Here is a 24,019-nt window from a genome sequence, read left to right on the forward strand (position 1 = left end):
CCCGATGAGACGGCAGAGCGTACCCGTGATCCCGCATCGCCACCGTCTCGTGGTGATCTCGGCCCTTGGCTCGATCCAAATCCTGACCGGGGGGGCCTCGTTCTACCTGCTGTGTGTGCTCGCCAACCTGATATCGGAGTATACGGGGTGGCCTCTGAGATGGGTCATCGGGGGCCTGTCCCTCGGCTTCCTCGTCGCGGGTTTGCTATCTCCGCGGGTGGGGCTTTCGTCAGGTAGTGCCTATCCCTTCCGCGCCGACACGCGATGTGGCATCGTCCGTTCGTGACCTTTTGGCTCGCCCTTCGCAGGCTGCTCCCGCTCCTGGCGGTGATCGGCCTCGCCCTTGCGCCGGTGACCGCATCCGCGGCCGCCGCAGGCATGCGCGCGCCGACGGCCGTTCAGGGGCACGCCATGGCGATGCCCGACGAAGCCATGGCCGACATGGCCGGGATGGCCATGGACGAGATGCCGTGCTGTCCCAAGGAGCGGCCGGATATGCCCGACTGCTCCAAGGGCTGCCCCCTGATGGCGCTTTGCCTGGCGAAGGTCGCCACCGGGCTGCCGGTCGCCGTCGGACTTCCGGGCCGCGTCGGCGGCGTCGAGGGGCCGACCTGGGGCGTCACCGCCTCCTTCGACAGCCTGTCGCAAGGGCCGCCCACCGAGCCTCCCCGAGCCTGAACCCGATGCCGCCGGCGCCTGCGCCGGCAGATCCCGCGCGCCTGAAGGCCCGGGTCCCATCGTTTTCAGGAGATCATCGACCGTGTCCAACACATCGTTTTCGCGCGCGCTCACGGCTGCGCTGCTCGGCCTCGCCCTGACCGCCGCGGCCCGGGCCGACACCAAGGACTACGAGTTCCAACTGGTGAAGGACGAGGCCAAGCAGGGCGAGGCCATCCTCGACGTCCGCCTCGTTGACAAGCGCACGTCCAAGCCTGTGCCGAACGCCGTCATCTTCGCCAAGCGCATCGACATGGCGCCTGACAGCATGGAGGAGATGACCTCCAAGATCGAGCAGCTGCCGTCGCCGGAGCCGGGTCTCTACCGGTTCAAGGTGAAGCTGACGATGGCTGGCAGCTGGCGCCTCTCGCTCGGGGCCAAGGTCCAAGGCGAGACCGGCACCGTCGAGAACAAGCTGGTGTTCAAGGCCACCAAGTGAGCCGGAGAGCATGGCTGGCCGGGACCCTCGCCGCGCTCGCGGCGGGGGTTTTGGGGTATGGCGCGGGGCATGAGGGCAGCCCCGTGCCGGCGCTCGTCCAGCAGGCGCGGACCGGGTTCGTCCACTGGCTGCCGGGTGCCGAGACAAGGTCCGCTGTGCCCGCTCGGGTCCCGACCAAGGCGACCGGTCCCGTGGTCTACTACCGGGACCCGGACGGGAAGCCGGACTACTCCGCCGAGCCCAAGCGCACAGCGGACGGTCGAGACTATCGCGCCGTCCACGCAAGCGAGGACGTGCGCTTCGACGAACCCGACGAGCCCGAGGCGATTCCCGACCCCGGGCACGGCGACATGGCCAAGGGTCAGACCACGATGCCTGCGAGCGCCCGCAAGGTGCGCTTCTACCGCAACCCGATGGGCCTGCCGGACACCTCGCCGATTCCGAAGAAGGACGCGATGGGGATGGACTACCTCCCCGTCTACGAGGGCGAGGACACCGACGACGGCACCGTGAGGATCTCGCCGGGCAAGCTCCAGCGCACCGGGGTCCGGACGGCGGTGGCCGAGCGACGGGTCCTGTCGATGCCGGTGCGCGCGCCCGGCGCCATCGAGGAGGACGAGCGCCGGATCTCGGTGATCGCGATGCGCACCGACGCCTTCATCGAGAAGGTCGAGGCCGTCACCACCGGCGACCACGTCCACAAGGGCCAACCTCTCCTGCGCCTGTTCTCGCCGGAGATGAATGCGGCCGCCGCGCAGTACCTCACCGGCATCGGCTACGAGGGCGCCCGCCGTCGCCTGGAGAACCTCGGCATCCCGCCCGAGGTCATCGACGAGATCGAGCGATCCCGAAAAGTGCCTTCCACCATCACGTGGTCGGCGCCTCGCGACGGCGTCGTGGTCGAGCGCAACGTCTCGGACGGCATGCGCGCCAAGTCCGGCGACACCCTCTTCAAGCTCGTCGATCATTCCAGGGTCTGGGTCCTGGCCGACGTGACCGAACGCGACCTGGCCGCTGTGGCCGAAGGCCAGACGGCGACGGTGCGCGCCCGGACGTTCCCGGATCGCCTCTTCACCGGCACGGTGACCCGGATCTACCCGCACCTCGCCGTGGCGACCCGGACCGCCCGCCTGCGGATCGAGTTGCCGAACCCGAACGGCGACCTGCGCCCGGGGATGTTCGCCGACGTGACGATCGCCACCGGCAGCGACAAGCCGGTGGTGGCGGTGCCCGACGACGCGGTCATCGACACCGGCACGAAACAGGTCGTCCTGCTCGACAGGGGCGTGGGCCGCTTCGAACCGCGGCCGGTCCGGCTCGGCACCCGCGGCGACGGCTACGTCGAGATCCGCGACGGCATCGCCGCGGGCGACCGCGTGGTCACGTCAGCGAACTTCCTGATCGATGCCGAGAGCAACCTGAAGGCGGCGCTGCAGGGGCTGTCCGAGCCCAAACCCGATCCCGGCCCACAGGCCGCGGCCGAAGGGAAGGCGCCATGATCGCCCGTCTCATCGCCTGGTCGGCGAGGAATCTGATGCTGGTCCTGATCGGGACCGTTTTCGCGGTGGGAGCGGGGCTCTACGCCCTGAAAACCTTGCCGCTCGACGCGATCCCGGACCTCTCGGACGTGCAGACCATCGTCTACACCGAGTACCCCGGGCAGGCGCCCCAGGTCATCGAGGACCAGGTCACATACCCCCTGACCACCGCCATGCTGACGGTGCCGCGGTCGAAGGTCGTGCGCGGCTTCTCGTTCTTCGGGGTGTCGTTCGTCTACGTCATCTTCGAGGACGGCACCGACCCGTACTGGGCGCGCAGCCGGGTGCTCGAATACCTGAACACCGTGGCCAAGCGCCTGCCGGCCGGCGTCACCCCGACGCTGGGACCGGACGCGACCGGGGTGGGCTGGGTCTACCAGTACGTCGTGGTCGCCAAGGAGCGGTCGCTGGCCGAACTCCGCTCGCTCCAGGACTGGGTCGTCCGCTTCGGGGCGTCGCGTGCCGAGGGCGTGGCCGAGGTCGCCGGCGTCGGCGGCTTCGTGAAGCAGTACAACGTCGTGGTCGATCCCAACCGGTTGCGGGCGCAGGGCATCACCCTGTCCAAGCTCCGGGAGGCCATCCGGGCCAGCAACGCCGACGTCGGCGGCCGCACCGTTGAACTGTCCGAGTTCGAGTTCGTCGTCCGCGGGCGGGGGTACCTCAAGAGCGTCGCCGACATCGAGAGCATCGTCCTGAAGACCGAGGCGGGCACGCCCCTGCGGGTGAAGGACGTGGCTCGGGTCGAGCTCGGCCCGGACGAGCGCCGCGGCATCACCGAGATGAACGGGGACGGCGAGGTCGCCGGCGGGATCATCCTGCAGCGCTTCGGTGCCAACGCCCTGAACGTGATCGAGAACGTGAAGGCCCGACTTTCCGAGGTCGCCGCCAGTCTGCCCAAGGGCACGGAGATCCTGCCGGTCTACGACCGCTCGCACCTGATCGAGGCGGCCATCGAGACCCTCAAGGGCACGCTGATCGAGGAGAGCGTCATCGTCGCCCTCGTCTGCGTCGTGTTCCTCCTCCACGTCCGCAGCGCGCTGGTCGCGATCCTGATGCTGCCGGTCGGCATCCTCATGGCGTTCGCGGGCATGAAGGCTTTGGGGCTCGGGGCCAACATCATGAGCCTGGGCGGCATCGCCATCGCGGTGGGTGCCATGATCGACGCCGCCATAGTGATGATCGAGAACGCCCACAAGCACCTGGAACGGGCGCCGCCGGACAAACCCAGGGTCGAGATCCTGATCGAGGCGGCAAGTGAGGTCGGTCCGTCGCTGTTTTTCTCGCTGCTCATCATCACGGTCAGCTTCCTGCCGATCTTCACCCTGGAGAGCCAGGAGGGCCGCCTGTTCGGTCCGCTGGCCTTCACCAAGACCTTCGCGATGGCCGCGGCGGCAGTCCTGTCCCTGACACTCGTCCCGGCGCTGATGGTCCTGTTCGTCCGCGGCCGGATCATCCCCGAGCACCGCAACCCGGTGAACAGGCTCCTGATCTGGATCTACCGCCCTCTCATCGCCGGCGTCCTGCGGGCGCGTGTGCTGACGATCCTGCTGGCCTTGGTCGTCCTGGCGGTGACGGCGTGGCCGGCGAGCCGGCTCGGCTCGGAGTTCATGCCCGACCTCGACGAGGGGACTTTGATGTACATGCCCACCACCCTGCCGGGCATTTCGGTGACCAAGGCCGGCGACCTGCTGGCGACCCAGGACAGGATCATCAAGTCGTTCCCCGAGGTCGCCTCGGTCTACGGCAAGGCCGGACGGGCCAACACCGCGACCGATCCGGCGCCGAGCGAGATGTTCGAGACCATCGTCAACCTGAAGCCGAAGGTGGATTGGCGTCCCGGGGTCACGACGGCGAGCCTGAAGGCCGAGATGGACGCCGCGCTCCAGTTCCCCGGGGTCTCGAACGCCTGGACCCAGCCGATCCGCGCCCGCATCGACATGCTCTCCACCGGCATCCGCACGCCGGTCGGGATCAAGGTGCTCGGGACGGACCTGACCGAGATGGAAAAGGTCGCCCGCCAGGTCGAGGCGGTGGTGAAGGTGGTGCCGGGCACGTCGAGCGCCTACGCCGAGCGCGTCCAGGGCGGCTACTTCCTCGACATCACCCCCAACCGCGAGGCGCTTGGCCGGTACGGGCTGACGGTCGGGGACGTGCAGGACGTGATCGGGATGGCGCTCGGCGGCGAGAGCGTCACCAACACCGTCGAGGGCAGGGAGCGCTACACCGTCAACGTGCGCTACCCCCGGGCCTTTCGGTCCGATCCGCACTCCATCGCCTCCGAGGTCCAGGTGCCGATCCCGGGCGGGGGGACCGTGCCGCTCGGCGAGGTCGCCAAGGTGCAGTTGAACCGCGGCCCGACGCAGATCCGGACGGAGAACGGGCAACTCGCGGTCTTCATTTACGTCGACGTCGCCGGTCGCGACCTCGGGGGCTACGTTGCTGAGGCTAGAGCGGCGGTGACCAACGAGGTCAGGCTTCCCCAGGGTACCCTCGTGCAGTGGAGCGGGCAGGTGGAGTACCTCGACCGGGCGACCGCCCGGCTCAAGATCGTGGTGCCCCTGACGCTGCTGATCGTGTTCCTGCTGCTCTACCTGAACTTCCGTAGGCTGACCGAGACGCTCATCGTCATGCTGTCGTTGCCCTTCGCCCTCGTCGGCGGGGTCTGGCTGATGTGGTGGATGGGCTTCAATCTGTCGGTGGCCGTGGCGGTGGGCTTCATCGCGCTGGCAGGCGTGGCCGCCGAGACCGGGGTGATCATGCTGGTTTACCTCGACCACGCGCTGGCCGAGATCCGGGCCGAGCGCGATAGGGCCGGGCTGACGTTCACCAGGGCCGACCTGCGGCGGGCGATCATGGTCGGCGCGGTCGAGCGGGTGCGCCCGAAGATGATGACGGTGGTGGCGATCATGGCCGGGCTCCTGCCGATCCTGTGGAGCACCGGCTCGGGCTCCGAGGTCATGCAACGGATCGCCGTGCCGATGATCGGCGGCATGGTCTCCTCGACCCTGCTGACCCTCCTGGTGATCCCGGCGGTCTACGGCTTCGTGAAAGGGTGGGGGCTGCCGCGGTCCGAACCGAATACCATCGACCCCGAGGCCCGACTTGTAACGTTATGAACAATCTGACGGATTGAAACCATGCCCTGGGCCGACTCCCGGCCCCTTGCCGACACTCCGAAGGTCCGCTCCCAGGCTGTCGAGGCAGAGGCCAACGACCGGGTTGGGTGGCAAGCAGCTTGGCTGCTTTCAGTCGCAAGACGTTCTAAAGCGGACCAAGGATGAATCACCGTCTCCGGACGGTCGGTCCAACTCATCTCAGGGTCGAATTTTGTTAAAGCCGGATGCCGACTTCATCAGAGGCGATGCCACCGGCGCGAAAGTGCTCTGCCTCGGGAGACAGCGTGATTCACGATTGCAAAGCCCCGGTCACGCGACGTCTCGTGCTGGTCCGGCATGGCCAGAGCGTAGCCAACCGATCCGGCCTGTTCACGGGATTGCTGGACTCGCCCTTGACCGAGCAGGGCCGGATGGAAGCCGAGGCAGCCGGCCGGCGTTTGGCCGAGCGCCGCTGGCGCTTTTCTGTTGCCTTCACCTCGACGCTGACGCGGGCCGTCGTGAGCGGCCGGCTTATCCTCGATGCGCTCGGGCAACCCGGATTAATCCCCCAACGCTTCGCCGCGCTCGACGAGCGAGACTACGGCGACCTCAGCGGGCTCGACAAGACCACCGCCGATGCGCGCTGGGGGGCGGTGCGGATTGAGACCTGGCGCCGCTCCTACGCTGATGCGCCGCCGAATGGTGAGAGCCTGCGCGACACTGTCGCGCGCATCGTGCCCTGCTACCTCCGATCCATCCTACCGGCGGTCATGGGCGGGGACGTGCTGGTCGTCGCCCACGGTAATTGCCTGCGGGCGCTTGTGATGGCGCTCGAAGACCTCAACCCGGCGGAGGTCGAGCACCTCGAACTCGCGACGGGCTCCGTCAGGATCTATGAGTTTGCCGCGGACACGACGATCAAGGCACGCTGGATTGACGGGTGAATGCGCTTGTCGGCCCCCCAGAATGGATCTCCGCAAGCCGCGAAGGGGCCCCTTTTCATCTATTCCGTTGATGGGAAACATCTGATCATTCCGTTGGAGTGAATGAAAGGGACATGGGATTCTCTGGCATCACATCGGAGCCATCCATGTCCATGCCCAGACTTTTCTCCCACCCTCGATCGATGGGCGCCTTGGCCGGCACGAAAGCCATCCTTCCGGGACTGGGCCTCTGCGTGGCGGTCACCGCCGCAGCGGTCGGCTTCGAGGCCGTCGAGGCGCATCTGTTCGGTCGCGCCTGGCTCGAAGCCCTGGTGCTGGCGATCCTGCTCGGCAGCGCGATCCGCACGGCCTGGACCCCGTCGCAACGTTTCTTTCCCGGCATCGCCTTCGGGGCCAAGACCGTACTGGAGATCGCGGTTGTTCTTCTCGGGGCCTCGCTCAGCCTCGCGACGATCTTGGCGGCCGGTCCGGGTCTGCTCTTCGGCATCGCGGGCGTCGTCACGGTGGCGATCCTGTCGAGTTACGGCATCGGTCGGGCGCTCGGGCTGCACCCGCGCATGGCGATCCTCGTCGCCTGCGGTAACTCGATCTGCGGCAACTCGGCCATCGCCGCCACGGCGCCGGTGATTGGTGCCGACGGCGAGGACGTCGCCGCCTCCATCGCCTTCACCGCGGTTCTAGGCGTGCTGGTGGTGCTCGGGCTGCCGCTACTGGTGCCCCTGCTCGGTCTCTCGCCGATGCAGTACGGGGTGCTCGCCGGCCTCACCGTCTACGCTGTTCCGCAGGTTCTCGCCGCCACCGCGCCGGTCGCGGCACTCAGCGTCCAGGTCGGAACCCTGGTGAAGCTCGTCCGGGTGCTGATGCTCGGCCCGGTCGTCCTGGTGCTCTCGCTCGGCGCGAGCCGGCTGGGCGAGAAGACCGACGAGGCCGCCCCCGGCGTCACAGCCGGCGACCGCCCGGCCCGCGCCAGCCTCGCGATCCACCGCCTGGTGCCGTGGTTCATCCTCGCATTCCTCGCGCTCGCGGGACTTCGCTCGGCCGGGCTGATCCCGCAGGTCGCGCTCGCGCCGATGTCGGAGACCGCCAACGTGCTGACCGTGGTCTCGATGGCGGCGCTCGGCCTCGGGGTCGACGTGCGCAGCGTCGCCAAGGCCGGGGCGCGGGTGACGCTGGCGGTAGTCGCCTCGCTCCTCGCGCTCGGCGCCGTCAGCCTCGGCCTGATCCACGTGCTGGGCCTTGTCTGATCCGGGTGTGGATCCGGCTCCACCACCGATCCAGGTTTTTATCCGGCGCGATGCCCCGAAGAAATCCGGATTAAGCGGGAGATTGAAAATTCTCGAATCATCGCACCGGGAGATCGTTCGCATCGCGAAAGACCGTTGGAGGGAATAAATCGCTTTCCGTAGCATCTCCCTTGTCGCGAGGAATCGCCACGAGGCCCGATGCGCTCGAACGCATCGACGCCGACATTCTTCAAGGGGAGAGACCATGCACGGATTGGACAGACCGACGAACCGCCGCCTCGTCCTGGGTGGACTCGGGCTCGGCAGCCTCGGCGCCGCGTTGCCGGCCTGGGCCGCGGGCTCGGTGAAGCTGCCGCTGCCCGGCGGCCCGGACGAGCGGGCGCTGACCACCGCCTTTCCGGGCAAGGGCGAGATGATCCTCCAGCGCACCCATCCGCCGCTGCTGGAGACGCCGTTCTCGGTGTTCGACGCGGGCGTGTTCACCCCCAACGACCGCTTCTACGTGCGCTGGCACTGGGCCTCGATCCCGACCGAGGTCGATGCCGGCACCTTCCGGCTCAAGGTCCACGGCCATGTGGAGAAGGAACTCTCGCTCTCCCTCGATGCCATCGCCGGCCTGCCGCGCTTCGAGATCGCCGCGGTCAACCAGTGCTCGGGCAATTCACGCGGGCTGTTCGAGCCGCGGGTGCCCGGCGCGCAATGGGCCAACGGCTCAATGGGCAACGCCCGCTGGACCGGGGTGCGCCTCAAGGACGTGCTCGAAAAGGCCGGGGTGAAGGCCGGTGCCGTGCAGGTGCGCTTCAACGGCCTCGACGAGCCCGTGGTCGACGACGCGCCGGACTTCAAGAAGTCCCTCGATCTCGACCACGCCAACAATGGTGAGGTGATGATCGCCTACGCGATGAACGGCGAGCAGCTCCCGCTGCTCAACGGTTTCCCGCTCCGGCTCGTGGTGCCGGGCTGGTACTCAACCTACTGGGTCAAGATGCTGTCCGACATCGAGGTGCTGGACAAGCCCGACGAACAATATTGGATGAAGACCGCCTACCGTATTCCCGACGTGCCGGGTGCTAACATCAAGCCCGGGCAGACAGGGTTCAAGACAGTGCCGATTAACAGGATGGTGCCGCGCTCGTTCGTCACCAACCTGACCGACGGCGCCAAGGTGGCGGCCGGAACGCCGGTGGCCATCCGCGGCATCGCGTTCGGCGGCGATTGTGGGGTGAAGGCGGTCGAGTTCTCCGGCGACGGCGGGGCGACGTGGTTCCCGGCGCAACTCGGTGCCGACGAGGGCCCCTACAGCTTCCGCCGCTTCGACGGCAGCCTGCCGGCGCTGGCCGCCGGGACCCACACGGTCAGGGTCCGCTGCACCAATACCAAGGGCGTCGCGCAAGGCATGGACCGGGTCTGGAACGCCAACGGCTTCATGCAGAACGGCATCGAGACCGTGTCCTTCCAGGCCGCTTGAGGAGAACAGCCATGAACACAATTCGCCCTGCGGCCCTCATCGCCGCGCTCATCCTGTCTCCCCTGGTGGCGCTCGCGGCGCCTGCTCCCGAGCCGATGCGCTTCAGTTCGCAATCGATCGAATTTCCGACGTCCGACCGGATCTTTCCGGACGGGCCGGGAGCCGAGGCGGTCAATAACAATTGCCTCGCCTGCCACTCGGCCGGGATGGTGCTGACCCAGCCCAAGCTCACGAAGGCGCAGTGGACCGAGACCGTGAACAAGATGGTCCACGTCTACAAAGCGCCGGTCGATCAGGCCGATGTGCAGACCATCGTCGATTACCTCACGGCGTTGAAGCCCACGCCCTGAACCCTCGAATCCCGAGGCCGCCGTGCTTTTTTCGCCGGCCTCGGGGAATAGACCGCCCTCGCTGGCATCTCCCTAAGGCGATGCACGGCCTGACCGGTCCCGCACGACGCAATCCGATTTCGAACTCGCCCGCACGGCCGGCCCCAGGCCGTCGAACGAGGGCGCATGCCCGAGAGACACGCTTCATGACCCACGTCCGTACCAGCCTCCGCGCCCTCCTCGCCGGAGCTGCCTTGCTCCTCACCCAGAACCAACCTGGATTCGCCGCCGGCTTCGACGGCGCAATCAAGAACAACGCGCTCGCCCTGAACGCCGCCGGCACGGTCGCCGCGGTGTCGAACAGCGAGGAGAGCGCCGTCATCGTCTACGACGTCGCCAAGGGCACGGTGCTCCGCCGCCTCGACGGCTTCGTCACGCCGCGCAACATCGTGTTCGCGCCGGACGGCGCCCGCTTCTACGTCTCCGACAGCGGCACGGGCCGGATCACGGTCTACGAGACCGGCACCGGCAAAGAAGCCGGCGTTCTTGCCGCGGGCCCCGGTGCGTTCGGCACGGTGCTCTCGGCCGACGGGACAAAGCTCTACGTCAACAACGAGGCCGCGAGCACGCTGACCGTGTTCGACACCAAGACCATGCTCGCAGTCGCCGTGATCCCCGGCTTTGCGCAGCCGCGCCAAGGCGTGAAGCTGTCGCCGGACGGCAAGACCGTGTTCGTGACGAACTTCCTCGGCGACAAGATCACGTTGGTCGACACCGCCACCAACAAGATCACCAGCGAGATCGCCGGGTTCGACAAGCTGCGCGCCATCTCGATCACCAAGGACGGCAAGACGCTGTTTGCCGCCAACAGCGGCCGCAACACCGTCAGTGTGGTCGATGTCGCCGCCCGCAAGGTCACGTCAGAAGTCGCGGTGGGCAAGGACCCCTACGGTGCCGCGCTGACCCCGGACGGGCGCTTCGTCTATTCGGGCAACCTCAAGGACAACTCGCTCTCGGTGATCGACACCGACACGCTCAAGGTCGTCGCCACGGTGACCGGGCTGAACGAGCCGCGCCAGGCGATCGCATTCTCCAGTGACAACGCCCACGCGTACGTCCTCAACCGCGACCTCAGCGTGGCCGTGGTCGACCGCGCGAAGAACGCGGTGGTTTCGACGATGAAGCCGTGAAGCGTCGCGCGCCGGGTGCCTTTCGGCGCCCGGCGCGTTCTCGATCTCGACACGTCGCGAACGCAGGACAAAGACCCCATGCTCGGCCTGTTCCAGCGCAAGGACCGCCTCATCGTCCACGGAAAGACGCCCTACAACGCCGAGCCGCCGCTCGATCGCCTGCGGGCCGCCTTCCTGACTGATCAAGCCGACTTCTACGTCCGCAGCCACGGCGACATCCCGGACCTCGACGCCGACGGCTACCGCCTGACCGTCGACGGGATGGTCGCGACGCCCCTCGACCTCTCCCTCGCCGATCTCAAAGAACGCTTCGCGCCCGTCACCGTGACGGCGGTGATGCAATGCGCCGGCAACCGCCGGGCCGACATGCTGGCGGTGGCCCCGGTCTCCGGCGACCCGTGGGCGCCCGGCGCCATCGGTAATGCGGAATGGACCGGCGTGCGGCTCGCCGACGTGCTGCGCGCGGCCGGCATCAAAGCGGATGATGAGCGCCACGTCGCCTTCGAGAGCCACGACCGGATCGCGGACACGGACACGCGCTTCGGCGCCTCGATCCCGCTCGCCAAGGCGCTGGCGCCCGAGACGCTGCTTGCCTTCGCGATGAACGGCGAGCCTCTCGCCCCCGAGCACGGCCATCCGTTACGCGTGGTGGTGCCGGGCTTTGCCGGCATCCGCAGCCCGAAATGGCTCGCCCGGATCACGGTGCAGGACCGGCCCTCCGACAACCCGATGCAGGCCGACGACTACAAGCTGTTTCCGCCCGACGTGACGGCCGAGACCGCCGACCCGGCCCACGGCATCACCATCGAGGCGATGCCGTTGAACAGCGCGATCTGCGAGCCCGCCCGCGGCGCTGCGTTGAAGGCCGGCCGGCACGCGATCCGCGGCTACGCCATCGCCAGCGACCGCGCGGTCGCCCGCGTCGACGTCTCGACGGATGGCGGCCGCAGCTGGGCGCAAGCCCGGATCGAGCGCGATGCCGACGCGCCCTACGCCTGGACGTTCTGGGAGATCGAGCGCGAACTGACCGCGGGCGAGCACGAGCTCGCGGTGCGGGCCTGGGATTCCGCCGGCCAGACCCAGCCGGCCGCCCCCGACGACACCTGGAACTACAAGGGTTACCTCAGCGCCGCCTGGCACCGGGTGCGAGTGACGGTGGCCTGACCCTCACGCCCAGAGCAGGGCGGTGGCCGCGAGGCCGGAGATCGCGATGAGCAGGGCCGCAATCCCGACGGTGAGGAGGCGCGGCATCATCGGGATCTCGGAATGGGCGAGCCGTGCCCGGATCGCCCGGTCCCGCCACACGGCGCCGGCGAATGAGGCGAGCGCGCAGCCGATCAGCGTCAGCGACAATACCTTCAGCGGCCAGACCGCGAGCACCTCCCGCAGGAAGCGCTGCGCGGCGAGGCCGACGCCTAGGAACGCGAGCCCGGTGCGAAGCCACGCCACGAAGGTGCGTTCGGCCGCTAGAACCGTCCGATCCTCGGCGAGTCTCACCCGGGGATCGTCGGGGGGCACGGGTTTCGCGAGCTCGCTCATCCGGCATTCGCTGTCGCGATCAGGTCGAGAAGCGCGTCGGCGGCCCGGCTGCGGTAGCGCTCCTTGTGGCGCAGCACCCGGAACGGCCGGCTCGGTAAGTCGAACGCCGCCCGGACCAGGGTCCCGGCCCGAAGCGCGGCGGCGACCACGGTCTCGGACAGGACGGCGGCCCCGCCCCCGGCCTCGACGGCGGCGCGGACCGCCTCGTTAGAGGGCAGTTCGAGCGTGACCCGAAGCTGGGCGGCTGCGAGGCCGGCCGCACCCAGGGCCGCCTCGAAGGCCGAGCGGGTTCCCGATCCCGCCTCGCGCAGCACCCAATCGACCCCGGCGAGGTTTTCGGGTTCGAGGTGGGTCGCCTCGGCGAAGGCATGGCCAGGGGCGACCACGAGGACCAGTTGGTCCTGCGCGATGGTCGTGCTCGCGAGCGTCGGGTCGTCCAGCGCCCCCTCGACAAAGCCGAGTTCGGCCTGCCCCGCGCGCACCGCGTCGGCGGCGTCGGTGGTGTTGCCCACCGCCAACCGGATGGCGATCTCAGGGTAGGCCCGGCGGAAGGCGACGAGGTGGCGCGGCAGCCAGTCGCTGGCGATGGTCTGGCTGGCATAGAGGGCCAGCGTCCCGCGTCGCATGCCACTGAGGTCGGCGAGCACCAGTTCGGCGGCCTCGGCCCGGGCGAGTACGGCGCGGGCCTCGACGAGGAACACGCGTCCCGCCTCGGTCAGCTCGATCCCGCGGCCGACCCGGTGAAACAGCTTGGTGGCGTGCCGCCCCTCGATGTTGGCGATCGCCGTGCTGACTGCCGACTGGACGAGGTTCAGCGCCTCTGCAGCCCGGGTCACGTGCTGCCGCTCCGCCACGGCCACGAAGATGCGGAGTTGGTCGAGGGTCATGGTTGCCGCGGCGGAACCGGCAATCCACGGACCTGCGCGTCAACCGCCTGCGCGACGGTCAACAGCCGCGCCTCGTCGGTGCGACCCGTCACGACGTAGGACATGCCGCCATCGACCCAGGAGAAGGCAGCGACATCGCCCTCGCGGGCGAAGCGGAACACCGTGCGGCCATCCGCATCGCCCACGCGGCTGTAGAGCGTCAGCCGGGTGCCGTGATCGTCATCGTACATCAGCATCGCGGCGGATTCGGAACCCGCCGGCAGCAGCCGGCCGCCCATCAGGCGGAAGCCGTAGGCCGTGAGGTCGGGGGTGGTCACCGCCCGGCCGAGGCGCTTCGAGAGCCACGTCACGAGGTGCGGCTTCTCGTCGGCGCGCACCTCCACCGGATGCACCGCCTCGACCACGTAGGTGCGGAAGGCCGCCACTGCGTCGTCGGTCGCCGGCTCGGTTCGCGCGAGCGTGACCGTGGGTACCTGCCGCACGGCATGGCCGAACCAGCCGGCGGCACCGCCGACCGCGAGGCAGAGCACGGCCGCAGCCGCGACCGGAAGCCAGCGCCCGGTTATCGGGCGATGTCGCGAGCGGATATTGGCGACCCTGAGCCGCGCCGGGATCGCCTCCTCGGCGATCGGCGCGAGGCGGGCACGCAAGCGCTCGCGCAAGGCGCGATCCGCCGAGACCTCGGCCGCCCGCGCGGGATTTCCCCTGAGCCATGCCTCGACCAGCGCCTGCCGCTCCGGTTCCAGACGACCGTCGATCAGGCCGTGCAGGTCGTCCTCGCCGACCGGGCGCGGATCCCCGCTCATTTTACCCTCCTCAACAAGCCGGTTCGGCCGGTTTCCAGAAAACTTCGCATCCGCTCCCGGGCTCGGCTTAACCGCGACATCACCGTGCCGAGCGGTACTCCGAGCACCTGGGCCGCTTCCGCATAAGACAGATCCTCAACCGCGACGAGCAGCAGCACCGAGCGCTGCTCCTCGGGCAGCGCATCGAGCCCGGTGAGCACGTCACGGGCTCCCATAGCGGTCTCGGGGTCGGCACCCGGATCAGGCACCTGCTCCAAAGCCTCCGCGCCGAGATCGACGCCGCGCCGGCCCCGGCGTCGAACAGTGCCGAGGAACAGGTTGCGCTCGATCGTGAACAGCCAGGCCCGCAGGTCGCCGTCGCGGCGGCGTCCGGACCAGCCGGACAACGCCCGCTCCAAAGTGTCCTGGACGAGGTCGTCCGCCGCTTCGCGGTCCCGTAACAGCGCGACGGCGTAGCGCCGCAACGCTGGGATCTGCGGTTCGATGAGGGCAGCGATCTCGTCCACGAGGCTTTACCGATCAGGGCTTGGCGATGTGCCATGCACCGTTGAGGAATCCGTCGCCGGTGATGTCGCCGGGCTTCGTATCCTTGGCGAAGGTGTAGAGCGGCTTGCCCTTATAGGCCCACTGCATCGTGCCGTCGTCCCGCGTCACCATCGTCCAGTCGCCACTAGCAGCCGAGCCGGGCGCCGCCATCAGGGCGGGCCAGTTGGCGGCGCAGGGGCCGTTGCACATCGACTTGCCGCCCATGTCCTTGTCGAAGGTGTAGAGGGTCATGCTCTTGGCATCGACGAGCGCCGGCCCCTTGGCAGTCTCGGCCGTCATCGCAGGCGCAGCGGCCTGGGCGGCGACGGCGGAGAAGGCGAAGGCCGCAAAGGCGGCGCGGATCAGCATGGTGCGCATGAGTGAGGTCTCCGGCGGTCGACCATGACCGCATTGGGAGAGATGCCGAACGGGCGCGTCTATTCCACTGACATTTGGAAAAGATCGATCACATCGGCAGGGCCGCGAATTCGTCCCCGGCCAGGGAATAAAACCGTTTCCCCGGCATCTCTCCCCTCGACAACGAACAGGGAGGACGGCTCATGCGCGGAGCATTGGGATTTGCGCTCACGGCCGCCGTGATGGCCGGCGGCCTCGTCGGCGGCCGGATGATGATGCCCCCGACGCTGGCCGCTGCCGAGCCGCCGGCCGTCGTTTCCGCGTCCTTCGACGCGGTGATGGCGCAGTCGATGACGCGGATGCATGCCGACATGATGGTCCCGCCCTCGGGCGATCCGGACCGCGACTTCGCCGCGATGATGATCCCGCACCACGAGGGCGCGATCGCGATGGCCCAGGCGGAGCTGCTCTACGGCAAGGATCCGGTCCTGCGCCGCCTCGCGCAGGGGATCATCGTCGAACAGGGCCAGGAGATCGCGGTGATGCGCCGGGCGCTCGCCGATCTCCCTCCCGCGCCGGATTCGTCCGCCGCAGCCGCCCACCTTCACCACCATGGCACGGCCCCTGCCGCCGAGATGCCTTCGGAGATCTGCCGATGAAGACCGCCCTCACCCTCCTCGCGCTCGCGCTGCTCTCCGGCTCGGCTCTCGCCGGGCAGGCCCCGGGCGCAGCCTCCGCACCGGACGTGCCGGTCAGCGGCAGGGACCGGTTCTACACCTCGGACCAGTTCTCCAACACGGTCTCGGTGGTCGATCCCGCCGCCAACGTCCTGCTCGGCGTGATCCGGCTCGGCGACCCGACGCCGATGAACCTGAGCCCGCTCTATCGCGGCCAGCTCCTCGTCCACGGCATGGGCTTCTCGCCCGACCACAGGACGCTGCTCGCGGTCTCGATCGGTTCGAACTCCGTGAGCTTCATCGACACGGCGACCAACACGGTCCGCCACACGGCCTATGTCGGCCGCGCGCCGCACGAGGCCTTCTTCACGCCGGACGGCCGGGAGGCCTGGGTGAGCGTGCGCGGCGAGGACTACATCGCCGTACTCGATGCCGCGACCGCCAAGGAGACGCGCCGGATCACCGTGCCGAACGGGCCCGGCATGACGATCTTCTCGCCGGACGGCGCCTACGGCTATGTCTGCTCCAGCTTCAGCCCCGAGACGGTGGTGATCGACACGAAGACCCACACCATCGTCGGGCGCGTGAAGCAGGAGAGCCCGTTCTGCCCCGACATCGCCGCGACACCGGACGGCAAGCAGGTGTGGTTGACCCTCAAGGATGTCGGCCGGACCCAGGTGTTCTCTGCGACGCCGCCCTTCGCGCCGCTGAAGACCATCGAGACCGGGCCGATCACCAACCACGTCAACATCGTCTCGACCAAGGCCGGCCAGTTCGCCTACGTGACGATCGGCGGCCTGAACCAGGTCAAGGTGTTCCGCACCGACGACTTCACCCAGGTCGCCACCATCCCGACCGGCGCCCTGCCGCACGGGCTCTGGCCCTCGGGCGACGGCAGCCGCGTCTATGTCGGCCTAGAGAACGCCGACAAGGCGGCGGTGATCGACACCGCATCGAACACCGTGATCGCCGAGGTTCCGATCGGCCAGGGGCCGCAGGGCGTGGCCTACGTCCCGAACGCCGTGCCGGAGGGGGACGGAAAGCAGAACCTCCAGCCGCTGGGCGCAGCCGGCAAGACCAGCGCGCTGACGCTCGCAGGCACCGATGGCAAGCCGGCGACGCAGGTGACCCTGTTCGACCAGGGCGTGCTGCAGACCCTGCAGGCCGCGGTCACGGGACTGGCGCCGAAGACGCCGTTCGTCCTGGCGCTCGCCGCCGATCCGAAGGGGGCCGCCGGCCTGGAGCCGCTCGCCGCCTTCATGACCAACCCGGCCGGCGCGGCCATCGTCAACGCCATCGGCCCGATCCGCCAGATCACCCGCACGGATGCCGGCGCGAGCCGGCGCTACCTCGTGGTGGTCTCGGGCAAGCCCGGTGAACTCGGCGGCGTCGTCCAGATGCAGACTGTGGATTGAACGGGCGGCCTCACGAGCGCGGGAAGCGGGAATCCGAGAGCATGCGTTCGCAGCGCGCGTCCGACTGCAACGTCTGCTTTCGAGGCCGCCGTTAGATTGCTCCTATGACCTAGTTGGGTCGGATACGGCACGTCCGCTCCAGCGCGAAAAGCCAAGGTCCGCTCCCCCTTCATCCCGGACGTTTGTGGCGGTACACAGCGTCAGATTTTCAACACTAGCGCTGCAAAGCGGGATGACGCTGGTCAACCTGTTACGCCCTCTTCGCCTGATAAAAGTTGAGTTTTGGAAGTACGGACCGCGCTTGGACTGCGAGGGCTCCTGTGTCAGGTCCCCGCCATCACGTCGCGACACCTGAGCCCGGGTGTCGTCGGATACGATAAGGGGCCCCGAAGGGCCCCTGCAGATCACATGCGATGGTGGCGATGGCCATGCCCGTGGCGCATCATGTGGCCACGGTGGTGATGATGGTGCCGCAGCATGTGCCCACGATGATGGTGATGGCGCATGCCATGGCCGCGATGACCGTGCATACCGTCCATCCGGACCTCAGTCACGGCGGTCGGGGCATCGACGGCGCCGATCATGCCGGGGGCGGCCGAGGCGGGGGCGACCGCAGCCGCACCCAGGGTTGCCAGGATGGCGGCGGCGAAAAGGGACTTTCTCATGGGCTTCCTCACGTCGTTGTCGGCAATGCGTCGAAAACGACGGCACCCGAGCCTTGGGAACGGCTCCGCTTCCAAGACCGTTCCGCGGGGTACGTTCTCCTCCCGCTCGCGTGCCTAACGGTACATTCGAATTCCACTGCGCTGGCCGGCCCGACCTTCGACTCAGCTGGCAATATCACCGAACGGCCTTCACCCAGCCCTGACCGGCCAACGATGATGCAGGTCGTCGATGACGAAGGCGTGGGCGTGATGGTGGCCTCCATGCAGGTGCGGGTGCCGGACGTCGAGGTCCGCGTGGGCATGCTCGATCACGTCGGGATCGTCCACCGGCCATAGTCGGGCAGCCGCGGCGACGCCTACAAGCGTCACGCCCCCGAGGATCGCCAGCGTGGCGGGCATCCCCATGGACGGGCCCAGCCAGCCGGCCAACGGATAGGTGAGCAACCACGCGGCATGGGACAGGGCGAATTGGGCGGCGAAGACGGCCGGCCGGTTCTCCGGGGTCGCCGAGCGGCGCAGGAGTCTGCCGGTGGGGGTCTGCACGGCGGAGTAGGCGACGCCGAGCACCAACCAGGTCCCGAGGAAAAGCGGCCAGCCGATGGTCCCACCCCAGGTCATGGCGGCGACACCCAGGAGAACCGCGCCGAGCAGGGCTGCCGCCGGGATCATCACGGCCCGGTCGGAGAGCCGGTCGAGGAGGCGGGGCAGCGTCAGGGCGGCGATCATGGAGCCGCCCCCGAACAGCCCGAGGGCGAGGGCCACGTCGGTCTGGGGGCGTCCTAGAAGGCCCTGCACGATCACCACGGTGTTGACGATGACCATGGCGCCGGCCGCGGCGACCGCAAGGTTCAGGGCGAGCAACCCGCGCAGGCGCGGCGTCGCGAGGTAGATCCGAAGGCCGCGCGTCGTCCGGTCGTAGACGCCGCCATGCGGGTCGGACCGGGTGGCGGTCGGCAAGGTCACGGACACCACCAGAGCCGCCGAGCACAGGAAGCCGACGACCGTGCCGCCGAACAGCGCGTTGTAGGGCACCACGGTCAGGAGAAGGGCCGCCAAGGTCGGGCTGAGCAGGTTCTCCAGGTCGTAGGCGAGGCGCGAGAGCGAGAGGGCCCGGGTGTAGTTCCGTTCGTCCGGCAGGATGTCCGGGATGGTGGCCTGGAAGGTCGGGGTGAACGCCGCCGAAGCCGATTGCAGGACGAAGATCAGGGCGTAGACCTGCCAGACCTGATCGACGAAGGGCAGCGTCAGGGCGATGGCGGCGCGGACAAGGTCCGTGCCCGCCAGGAAGGCGCGTCGTGGCAACCGGCTCGTGAAAGCCTGGGCCACCGGGGCGACGAGGACATAGGCGATCATCTTGATGGCCAGCGCCGTGCCCAGCACCATGCCGGCGCGGTCACCGGCGATCCGGAATGCCAGTAGCCCGAGGGCGACCGTGAGCAGGCCCGTGCCGAGCAGGGCGATGACCTGGGCCGCGAACAGATGGCGATAGGTGCGATGGGTGAGGACGCTCAGCATCGGGTCCTCAAAGGTACTTCGCCAGCGCCTTGAACTCGGCCAATGCCTCGGTCGCCCCCTTCGCGCCGTTCTCCATCCCGTGCCCGAGGCAGTGCTCCATGTGGTCCTGGATCAGGATGCGCTTGGCGTTGGTGATCGCGCTCTCGACCGCATGGAGTTGCTGGGCGAGGTCCACGCAGGGTCGTCCCTCCTCGATCATGGAAATGACGCCGGCGAGGTGACCGTGGGCTCGCTTGAGGCGCTTGACGATATCCGGATGCGAGGCGTGTTCCATCCGACGATCCTGTCCCCCTGGAGGGGATATTCCAAACGTCCGGGCACGTCTGCCGGGGCCTTCATCGCATCGTGGCGAGCCAGCCGAACAGCACCAGGACCCCGGCGATCAGGATCGTGGCCATCAGGAACGCACGTCCGGCGGCCTTGCGGATATGCGGCCTCACCTTGCGCCGTCGTCCGCCTCCGCCTCCCCAGGTCTCCATCCGGCGACCAAGCTTCTTGCCCGTCACGGCACCGGAAACCGATTCCGACGGACACGGCGATGAACGGTGGACCGTTCCTCCCCTTGCATCGTCGGCATGCTCATTGGACGCCTGCGCCGATCAGGTCCGCCACATGGGCGTCGGCGGAATGGCCGGTGGCGGCGCGGTGGCTTTCCGAGCAGGCCGCATAGCCCGGGCCGGAGGCCGACATCACCAATTCCCGGGTACCGTCCGGCATCGCGCGCGTCGCCAGGACAGTTCGGCCCAAGGGCCATTCGAGTGACCCGGTGACGGGCCCCGGCCGCGGCTCGCCGTAGCGGCGAACCCCCTCGCGCCGGACGGCGTCGCGGGCGGTGGCGTGGGCCGCGTCGTCGAGCGGTCGCCCGACCCAGACGACCTGCTGGAGACCCTCATTCCGGCAGATTACCAGCACCACCTCGGCCGTATCGGGACCGGAGGCGAGGGGTCGGTCGTGCAAGTAGTACAGCCCGGTCAGGTTGGCCTCGCGGTCGACCATCGAGGGCTTGTCGATCCGGTCGACAGGACCCCACGCCAATCCGAATGGCCCCTCTCCGACGGATGGGTCAGCCATGGCCGCTCCGCTCCACGCCAGCAACGCCATCGCAAGCGGTGAACGGACGCGACGTCGCTTCATGTCGCCTGCCCGCCCATCAACGCCGACCCTTCGGACTGGTCGGGCCTTCATGAGGCGAGGGAACGCCCTGTCCCTCCTCGCAGTGGACGGCTTCGTCCTCCAGCGGATTACGCGGCTTGGACGTGGTCGCCGGCGTGATCGGCATGCGCCTGACCTGGAGAGGTTGGTGGTCGTGCACCATGCATCCGCTACGAGCCGCGTCGGGAGTTCCGACGAGGGAGATGGCGGAGGCCAGGACGAGGGTGGCGACGTTCATGTCACGTCTCCGGAAGATGCGAGGGGGCTCATTCGGCGGGAACCGCGACCGCGTGACCGGTTGCGTCCGACTTGGCGGATTTCGCAGGGAGGACGTCCCCGGCGAAGCGGGCGTAGAGCGCCGGCAGGATGACCAGCGTCAGCAGGGTTGCCGAGATGAGGCCGCCGATCACCACGGTTGCCAGGGGCCGTTGGATCTCGGCCCCGGTCTCGGTGGCCAGCGCCATCGGCACGAAGCCGAGCGACGCCACGAGCGCGGTCATCGCCACCGGCCGGAGCCGGGTCATCGCCCCTTCGAGGATGGCCTCGCGGCGGGGTTTCCCTTCGGCGATCAGCTGCTTGATGTAGGTCAGCATCACCAGGCCGTTGAGCACCGCCACCCCGGACAGGGCGATGAACCCGACCGCCGCGGGCACCGAGAACGGCATCCCCCGCAGCCACAGGGCGGCGATGCCGCCGGTGAGAGCCAGCGGGACCGCGCTGAACACCAGCAACGCGTCCTTGGCCGAGTTCAGGGCTGAGAACAGCAGCAGGAAGATCAGGAAGAAGCACACCGGGACGACGACCATCAGGCGCTGCCGGGCCGAGGCCAGGTTCTCGAACTGCCCGCCCCAGGTCACGTAGTACCCGGCCGGAAGCTGCACCCCGGACGCGACCTTGGCCTGGGCCTCGGCCACGAGCGAGCCGATGTCGCGGCCGCGCACGTTGGCGGTCACCACGACCCGACGGCGGCCGTTCTCGCGCGAGATCTGGTTCGGGCCCTCGGTGACCGAGAAGCTTGCGACCTGCTTCAGGAGTACCGACGACGCCCGCCCGTTGACGCCAGGGGGCAGCGGCACGGGGATGTTCTCCAGGGCCTCGCGGTCCTCGCGGACCTTGTCGTTCAGGCGCACGACGATGGGGAAGCGGCGATCGCCCTCGAACACCATGCCGGCCTCGCGGCCGCCGATGGCCGCGCCGATGACGTCCTGGATCGCGGAGGTGCTCAGGCCGAGGCGCGCCGCCTCCGTCTTGTTGATCTTGATCTCCAGGAAAGGCAGGCCCGCCGTCTGCTCGACCTTGACGTCGTCGGCCCCCTCGGTCCCGCGCAGGATCGTGGCGACCTGGTTGGCCGCCTTGAGCATCGGTTCGAACTCCTCGCCGAACACCTTCACGGCGAGGTCGCCGCGGGTGCCGGCCAGGAGCTCGTTGAAGCGAAGCTGGATCGGCTGCGAGAACTCGTAGACGTTGCCGGCGAGTGCCCCGACCGCCTTCTCGATCTCCTCCTGAAGGTCTGCCTTGGAAAGGCTCGGGTCGGGCCACTCCTCCTGCGGCTTCAGGATGACGAAGGTGTCGGACGAGCTCGGCGGCATCGGGTCGGAAGCGACCTCCGCGGTGCCGGTCTTCGAAAAGACGTAGGCGACCTGGGGGAATCTGCTGATCGCCTGCTCGACCTTCAGCTGCATCGCCTGCGACTGGGTCAGGGACGTCGACGGGATGCGCTGCGCGTTCAGCGCGATGCTCTTCTCGTCGAGCTGGGGGATGAACTCCTGCCCGAGCTTGGTGAACAGGAACCCGGCGCCGACGAGCAGCACGAGGGCGACGGCGACGAAGGTCATCGGAACCCGCAGGGCGGCCCCGAGGACCGGGCGGTAGGCCGCCTTGATCCCGCGGATGAGGATGTTGTCGGTCTCGGTGACCTTGCCGGTGATGACGATGGCGATCATCGCCGGCACGAAGGTCAGCGATAGGACGAACGCCGAGACGAGGGCGATGATGACGGTGAGCGCCATCGGCTCGAACATCTTGCCCTCGACCCCGGTGAAGGTGAGGAGCGGCACGTAGACGAGGATGATGATGGCCTGCCCGTAGAGGCTGGGCTTGATCATCTCCTCGGCCGAGGCCCGCACGGTGACGAGGCGCTCCTCCAGGTCGAGCTTGCGCCCGAGTTCGGCCTGACGCTCGGCGAGGTGGCGCAGGGCGTTCTCGGTGATGATGACGGCCCCGTCGACGATGAGGCCGAAGTCGAGGGCGCCGAGGCTCATGAGGTTGGCGCTGATGCGGCCCTGGACCATGCCGGTCATGGTCATCAGCATCGCCACCGGGATGACGAGCGCGGTGACGATGGCCGCCCGGATGTTGCCCAGCAGCAGGAACAGGATGACGATGACGAGGGCGGCGCCCTCGGCCAGGTTCTTGGCCACCGTCCTGATGGTGGCCTCGACCAGCACCGTGCGGTTGAGGACGGTCTGCACCTCGACGCCCGGGGGTAGCGAGCGGCGGATCTCGGTCATCTTGTTGTCGACTGTGGCCGAGACCGTGCGGCTGTTCTCGCCGATCAGCATCAGGGCGGTGCCGATGACGACCTCGCGCCCGTCCTCGCTGCCCGACCCGGTGCGCAGGTCGCGCCCGATCCGCACCTCGGAAATGTCGGAGATGCGGACCGGCACGCCGCCACGCGTGGTGACGACGACGTTGCCGATGTCCTCCATGGTCTCCAGGCGGCCGGCGGCACGGACGACGTAGCCCTCGCCGTTGTCCTCCAGGTAGCGGGCGCCCTGGTTGGCGTTGTTGGCCTCCAGCGCCCGTCCGATGTCGGCGAAGGACAGGTCGAGGGCGGTGAGCTTCATCGGGTCCGGCTGGACGTGGTACTGCTTGTCAAAGCCGCCGATGCTGTCGACGCCGGCGACCCCCGGCACGGTCTTCACCTGGGGTCGGATGATCCAATCCTGGACCGTGCGCAGGTAGGCGGTGCGTTCGAGCTCGGTCGTGAGCCGCTGGCCCTCGGGAGTCAGGTAGCTCCCGTCCGATTGCCATCCGGCCTTGCCGTCCGGGGAGACCTTGCGATCCTTCGGTTGGGCGTAGTGGATCGACCACATGTAGATCTCGCCCAGGCCCGTCGAGATCGGGCCCATGTGCGGCTCGGCCCCCGGCGGCAGGGTCGACTTCGCCTCGCCGATGCGCTCGGCAACCTGCTGGCGGGCAAAATAGATGTCCAACTTTTCGGAAAAGACCGCCGTGACCTGGGAGAAGCCGTTACGCGAGAGCGAGCGCGTGTATTCCAGGCCCTTGATCCCGGCGAGCGCGGTCTCGACCGGGTAGGTGACCTGCTTCTCGATATCGACCGGGGAGAGCGACGGCGCCGTGGTGTTGATCTGCACCTGGTTGTTGGTGATGTCCGGCACCGCGTCGATGGGGAGCTTGGTCAGCGAGAACACGCCGAAGCCCGCCGCGAGCAGCGACAGGAGCACCACGAGCCAGCGCTGGTGGACGGAGAAGTCGAGGATCTTGGAGATCATGA

The 24,019-nt window shown here is 68.5% G+C and carries 23 protein-coding genes and 1 pseudogene; 13 read left to right on the top strand and 11 right to left on the bottom strand.

Annotated elements, in window-relative coordinates; genetic code table 11:
- Positions 1 to 4: 4 nt before the first annotated feature.
- The 11 genes and pseudogenes from MKK50_RS15555 to MKK50_RS15605 all read left to right on the top strand — a co-directional run.
- Positions 5 to 229: pseudogene (locus MKK50_RS15555) on the top strand (MFS transporter); the annotation flags it as partial.
- Positions 230 to 282: 53 nt separating this feature from the next.
- On the top strand, positions 283 to 678 hold the full coding sequence (locus MKK50_RS15560; RefSeq protein ID WP_056097130.1) for a hypothetical protein: 396 nt from the start codon (positions 283 to 285) through the stop codon (positions 676 to 678).
- An 82-nt stretch (positions 679 to 760) separates the two neighbouring features.
- On the top strand, positions 761 to 1,156 hold the full coding sequence (locus MKK50_RS15565; RefSeq protein ID WP_056097005.1) for a FixH family protein: 396 nt from the start codon (positions 761 to 763) through the stop codon (positions 1,154 to 1,156).
- Positions 1,153 to 2,655: an efflux RND transporter periplasmic adaptor subunit gene (locus MKK50_RS15570; protein ID WP_499023628.1), complete on the top strand. Its 1,503-nt coding sequence runs from the start codon at positions 1,153 to 1,155 to the stop codon at positions 2,653 to 2,655. The genes MKK50_RS15565 and MKK50_RS15570 overlap by 4 nt, the downstream gene beginning before the upstream one ends.
- Complete coding sequence (locus MKK50_RS15575) at positions 2,652 to 5,810, top strand: efflux RND transporter permease subunit (protein ID WP_499023629.1); 3,159 nt, start codon at positions 2,652 to 2,654, stop codon at positions 5,808 to 5,810. The genes MKK50_RS15570 and MKK50_RS15575 overlap by 4 nt, the downstream gene beginning before the upstream one ends.
- Before the next feature lie 284 nt (positions 5,811 to 6,094).
- On the top strand, positions 6,095 to 6,733 hold the full coding sequence (locus MKK50_RS15580) for a 2,3-bisphosphoglycerate-dependent phosphoglycerate mutase (protein ID WP_055958948.1): 639 nt from the start codon (positions 6,095 to 6,097) through the stop codon (positions 6,731 to 6,733).
- Between the two features lie 182 nt (positions 6,734 to 6,915).
- Complete coding sequence (locus MKK50_RS15585) at positions 6,916 to 7,977, top strand: YeiH family protein (protein WP_055958946.1); 1,062 nt, start codon at positions 6,916 to 6,918, stop codon at positions 7,975 to 7,977.
- Between the two features lie 244 nt (positions 7,978 to 8,221).
- The gene (locus MKK50_RS15590) at positions 8,222 to 9,445 is read left to right on the top strand and encodes a molybdopterin-dependent oxidoreductase (RefSeq protein ID WP_055958942.1); all 1,224 of its coding nucleotides are present in this window, start codon (positions 8,222 to 8,224) and stop codon (positions 9,443 to 9,445) included.
- Positions 9,446 to 9,456: 11 nt separating this feature from the next.
- Entirely contained in the window at positions 9,457 to 9,795 is a 339-nt protein-coding gene (locus MKK50_RS15595) for a c-type cytochrome (RefSeq protein WP_055958939.1), read from the top strand.
- A 185-nt stretch (positions 9,796 to 9,980) separates the two neighbouring features.
- Positions 9,981 to 10,964, top strand: a complete 984-nt coding sequence (locus MKK50_RS15600) for a beta-propeller fold lactonase family protein (RefSeq protein ID WP_055958936.1) — start codon at positions 9,981 to 9,983, stop codon at positions 10,962 to 10,964.
- A gap of 78 nt (positions 10,965 to 11,042) precedes the next feature.
- A complete protein-coding gene (locus MKK50_RS15605; protein ID WP_056096995.1) occupies positions 11,043 to 12,128 on the top strand; it encodes a molybdopterin-dependent oxidoreductase in 1,086 nt (361 codons plus the stop codon).
- Between the two features lie 3 nt (positions 12,129 to 12,131).
- Here the strand turns inward: MKK50_RS15605 and MKK50_RS15610 are convergent, their stop codons facing one another.
- Genes MKK50_RS15610 through MKK50_RS15630 form a run of 5 tightly spaced genes read right to left on the bottom strand, consistent with a single transcriptional unit; the run spans position 12,132 to position 15,099 of the window.
- Positions 12,132 to 12,503 (bottom strand): YidH family protein, encoded by a 372-nt coding sequence (locus MKK50_RS15610; RefSeq protein ID WP_055958930.1) that lies wholly within the window; start codon positions 12,501 to 12,503, stop codon positions 12,132 to 12,134.
- Positions 12,500 to 13,390: a LysR family transcriptional regulator gene (locus MKK50_RS15615; protein WP_055958927.1), complete on the bottom strand. Its 891-nt coding sequence runs from the start codon at positions 13,388 to 13,390 to the stop codon at positions 12,500 to 12,502. Before MKK50_RS15615 ends, MKK50_RS15610 begins: the two co-directional genes overlap by 4 nt.
- Complete coding sequence (locus MKK50_RS15620; protein ID WP_055958925.1) at positions 13,387 to 14,196, bottom strand: anti-sigma factor family protein; 810 nt, start codon at positions 14,194 to 14,196, stop codon at positions 13,387 to 13,389. Before MKK50_RS15620 ends, MKK50_RS15615 begins: the two co-directional genes overlap by 4 nt.
- On the bottom strand, positions 14,193 to 14,702 hold the full coding sequence (locus MKK50_RS15625; RefSeq protein ID WP_055958922.1) for an RNA polymerase sigma factor: 510 nt from the start codon (positions 14,700 to 14,702) through the stop codon (positions 14,193 to 14,195). Before MKK50_RS15625 ends, MKK50_RS15620 begins: the two co-directional genes overlap by 4 nt.
- A 13-nt stretch (positions 14,703 to 14,715) precedes the next feature.
- Positions 14,716 to 15,099, bottom strand: coding sequence for a COG4315 family predicted lipoprotein (locus MKK50_RS15630; protein ID WP_055958920.1), 384 nt, complete (start codon positions 15,097 to 15,099; stop codon positions 14,716 to 14,718).
- Positions 15,100 to 15,281: 182 nt separating this feature from the next.
- On the opposite strand from MKK50_RS15630, the gene copM reads away from it, so the two are divergent.
- A complete protein-coding gene (copM, locus tag MKK50_RS15635) occupies positions 15,282 to 15,737 on the top strand; it encodes a CopM family metallochaperone (RefSeq protein WP_055958917.1) in 456 nt (151 codons plus the stop codon).
- A complete protein-coding gene (locus MKK50_RS15640) occupies positions 15,734 to 17,170 on the top strand; it encodes a YncE family protein (RefSeq protein WP_055958914.1) in 1,437 nt (478 codons plus the stop codon). Before copM ends, MKK50_RS15640 begins: the two co-directional genes overlap by 4 nt.
- 404 nt (positions 17,171 to 17,574) lie before the next feature.
- Here the strand turns inward: MKK50_RS15640 and MKK50_RS15645 are convergent, their stop codons facing one another.
- The 6 genes from MKK50_RS15645 to MKK50_RS15670 all read right to left on the bottom strand — a co-directional run bounded on the left by MKK50_RS15645 (position 17,575) and on the right by MKK50_RS15670 (position 24,017).
- Entirely contained in the window at positions 17,575 to 17,835 is a 261-nt protein-coding gene (locus tag MKK50_RS15645; RefSeq protein ID WP_056096991.1) for a hypothetical protein, read from the bottom strand.
- A 189-nt stretch (positions 17,836 to 18,024) separates the two neighbouring features.
- Complete coding sequence (locus MKK50_RS15650) at positions 18,025 to 19,350, bottom strand: MFS transporter (protein WP_056096988.1); 1,326 nt, start codon at positions 19,348 to 19,350, stop codon at positions 18,025 to 18,027.
- Between the two features lie 7 nt (positions 19,351 to 19,357).
- Positions 19,358 to 19,624, bottom strand: a complete 267-nt coding sequence (locus tag MKK50_RS15655) for a metal-sensing transcriptional repressor (RefSeq protein ID WP_056096985.1) — start codon at positions 19,622 to 19,624, stop codon at positions 19,358 to 19,360.
- Between the two features lie 61 nt (positions 19,625 to 19,685).
- The gene (locus MKK50_RS15660; RefSeq protein WP_156384037.1) at positions 19,686 to 19,856 is read right to left on the bottom strand and encodes a hypothetical protein; all 171 of its coding nucleotides are present in this window, start codon (positions 19,854 to 19,856) and stop codon (positions 19,686 to 19,688) included.
- Positions 19,857 to 19,929: 73 nt separating this feature from the next.
- Positions 19,930 to 20,421: a threonyl-trna synthetase gene (locus MKK50_RS15665; protein ID WP_238282120.1), complete on the bottom strand. Its 492-nt coding sequence runs from the start codon at positions 20,419 to 20,421 to the stop codon at positions 19,930 to 19,932.
- A 347-nt stretch (positions 20,422 to 20,768) separates the two neighbouring features.
- The gene (locus MKK50_RS15670) at positions 20,769 to 24,017 is read right to left on the bottom strand and encodes an efflux RND transporter permease subunit (protein ID WP_499023635.1); all 3,249 of its coding nucleotides are present in this window, start codon (positions 24,015 to 24,017) and stop codon (positions 20,769 to 20,771) included.
- Positions 24,018 to 24,019: the final 2 nt, after the last annotated feature.

Source organism: Methylobacterium sp. J-043 (assembly GCF_022829505.1).
In the GTDB taxonomy this organism is placed as follows: domain Bacteria; phylum Pseudomonadota; class Alphaproteobacteria; order Rhizobiales; family Beijerinckiaceae; genus Methylobacterium; species Methylobacterium extorquens_A.

Excerpts from the sequence above, each read along its gene's own strand:
- MKK50_RS15575 (WP_499023629.1), top strand. The coding sequence starts at position 2,652 with ATGATCGCCCGTCTCATCGCCTGGTCGGCGAGGAATCTGATGCTGGTC.
- MKK50_RS15585 (WP_055958946.1), top strand. The coding sequence starts at position 6,916 with ATGGGCGCCTTGGCCGGCACGAAAGCCATCCTTCCGGGACTGGGCCTC.
- MKK50_RS15590 (WP_055958942.1), top strand. The coding sequence starts at position 8,222 with ATGCACGGATTGGACAGACCGACGAACCGCCGCCTCGTCCTGGGTGGA.
- MKK50_RS15595 (WP_055958939.1), top strand. The coding sequence starts at position 9,457 with ATGAACACAATTCGCCCTGCGGCCCTCATCGCCGCGCTCATCCTGTCT.
- MKK50_RS15600 (WP_055958936.1), top strand. The coding sequence starts at position 9,981 with ATGACCCACGTCCGTACCAGCCTCCGCGCCCTCCTCGCCGGAGCTGCC.
- MKK50_RS15605 (WP_056096995.1), top strand. The coding sequence starts at position 11,043 with ATGCTCGGCCTGTTCCAGCGCAAGGACCGCCTCATCGTCCACGGAAAG.
- MKK50_RS15610 (WP_055958930.1), bottom strand. The coding sequence starts at position 12,503 with ATGAGCGAGCTCGCGAAACCCGTGCCCCCCGACGATCCCCGGGTGAGA.
- MKK50_RS15615 (WP_055958927.1), bottom strand. The coding sequence starts at position 13,390 with ATGACCCTCGACCAACTCCGCATCTTCGTGGCCGTGGCGGAGCGGCAG.
- MKK50_RS15620 (WP_055958925.1), bottom strand. The coding sequence starts at position 14,196 with ATGAGCGGGGATCCGCGCCCGGTCGGCGAGGACGACCTGCACGGCCTG.
- MKK50_RS15630 (WP_055958920.1), bottom strand. The coding sequence starts at position 15,099 with ATGCGCACCATGCTGATCCGCGCCGCCTTTGCGGCCTTCGCCTTCTCC.
- copM (WP_055958917.1), top strand. The coding sequence starts at position 15,282 with ATGCGCGGAGCATTGGGATTTGCGCTCACGGCCGCCGTGATGGCCGGC.
- MKK50_RS15640 (WP_055958914.1), top strand. The coding sequence starts at position 15,734 with ATGAAGACCGCCCTCACCCTCCTCGCGCTCGCGCTGCTCTCCGGCTCG.
- MKK50_RS15645 (WP_056096991.1), bottom strand. The coding sequence starts at position 17,835 with ATGAGAAAGTCCCTTTTCGCCGCCGCCATCCTGGCAACCCTGGGTGCG.
- MKK50_RS15650 (WP_056096988.1), bottom strand. The coding sequence starts at position 19,350 with ATGCTGAGCGTCCTCACCCATCGCACCTATCGCCATCTGTTCGCGGCC.
- MKK50_RS15655 (WP_056096985.1), bottom strand. The coding sequence starts at position 19,624 with ATGGAACACGCCTCGCATCCGGATATCGTCAAGCGCCTCAAGCGAGCC.
- MKK50_RS15665 (WP_238282120.1), bottom strand. The coding sequence starts at position 20,421 with ATGGCTGACCCATCCGTCGGAGAGGGGCCATTCGGATTGGCGTGGGGT.
- MKK50_RS15670 (WP_499023635.1), bottom strand. The coding sequence starts at position 24,017 with ATGATCTCCAAGATCCTCGACTTCTCCGTCCACCAGCGCTGGCTCGTG.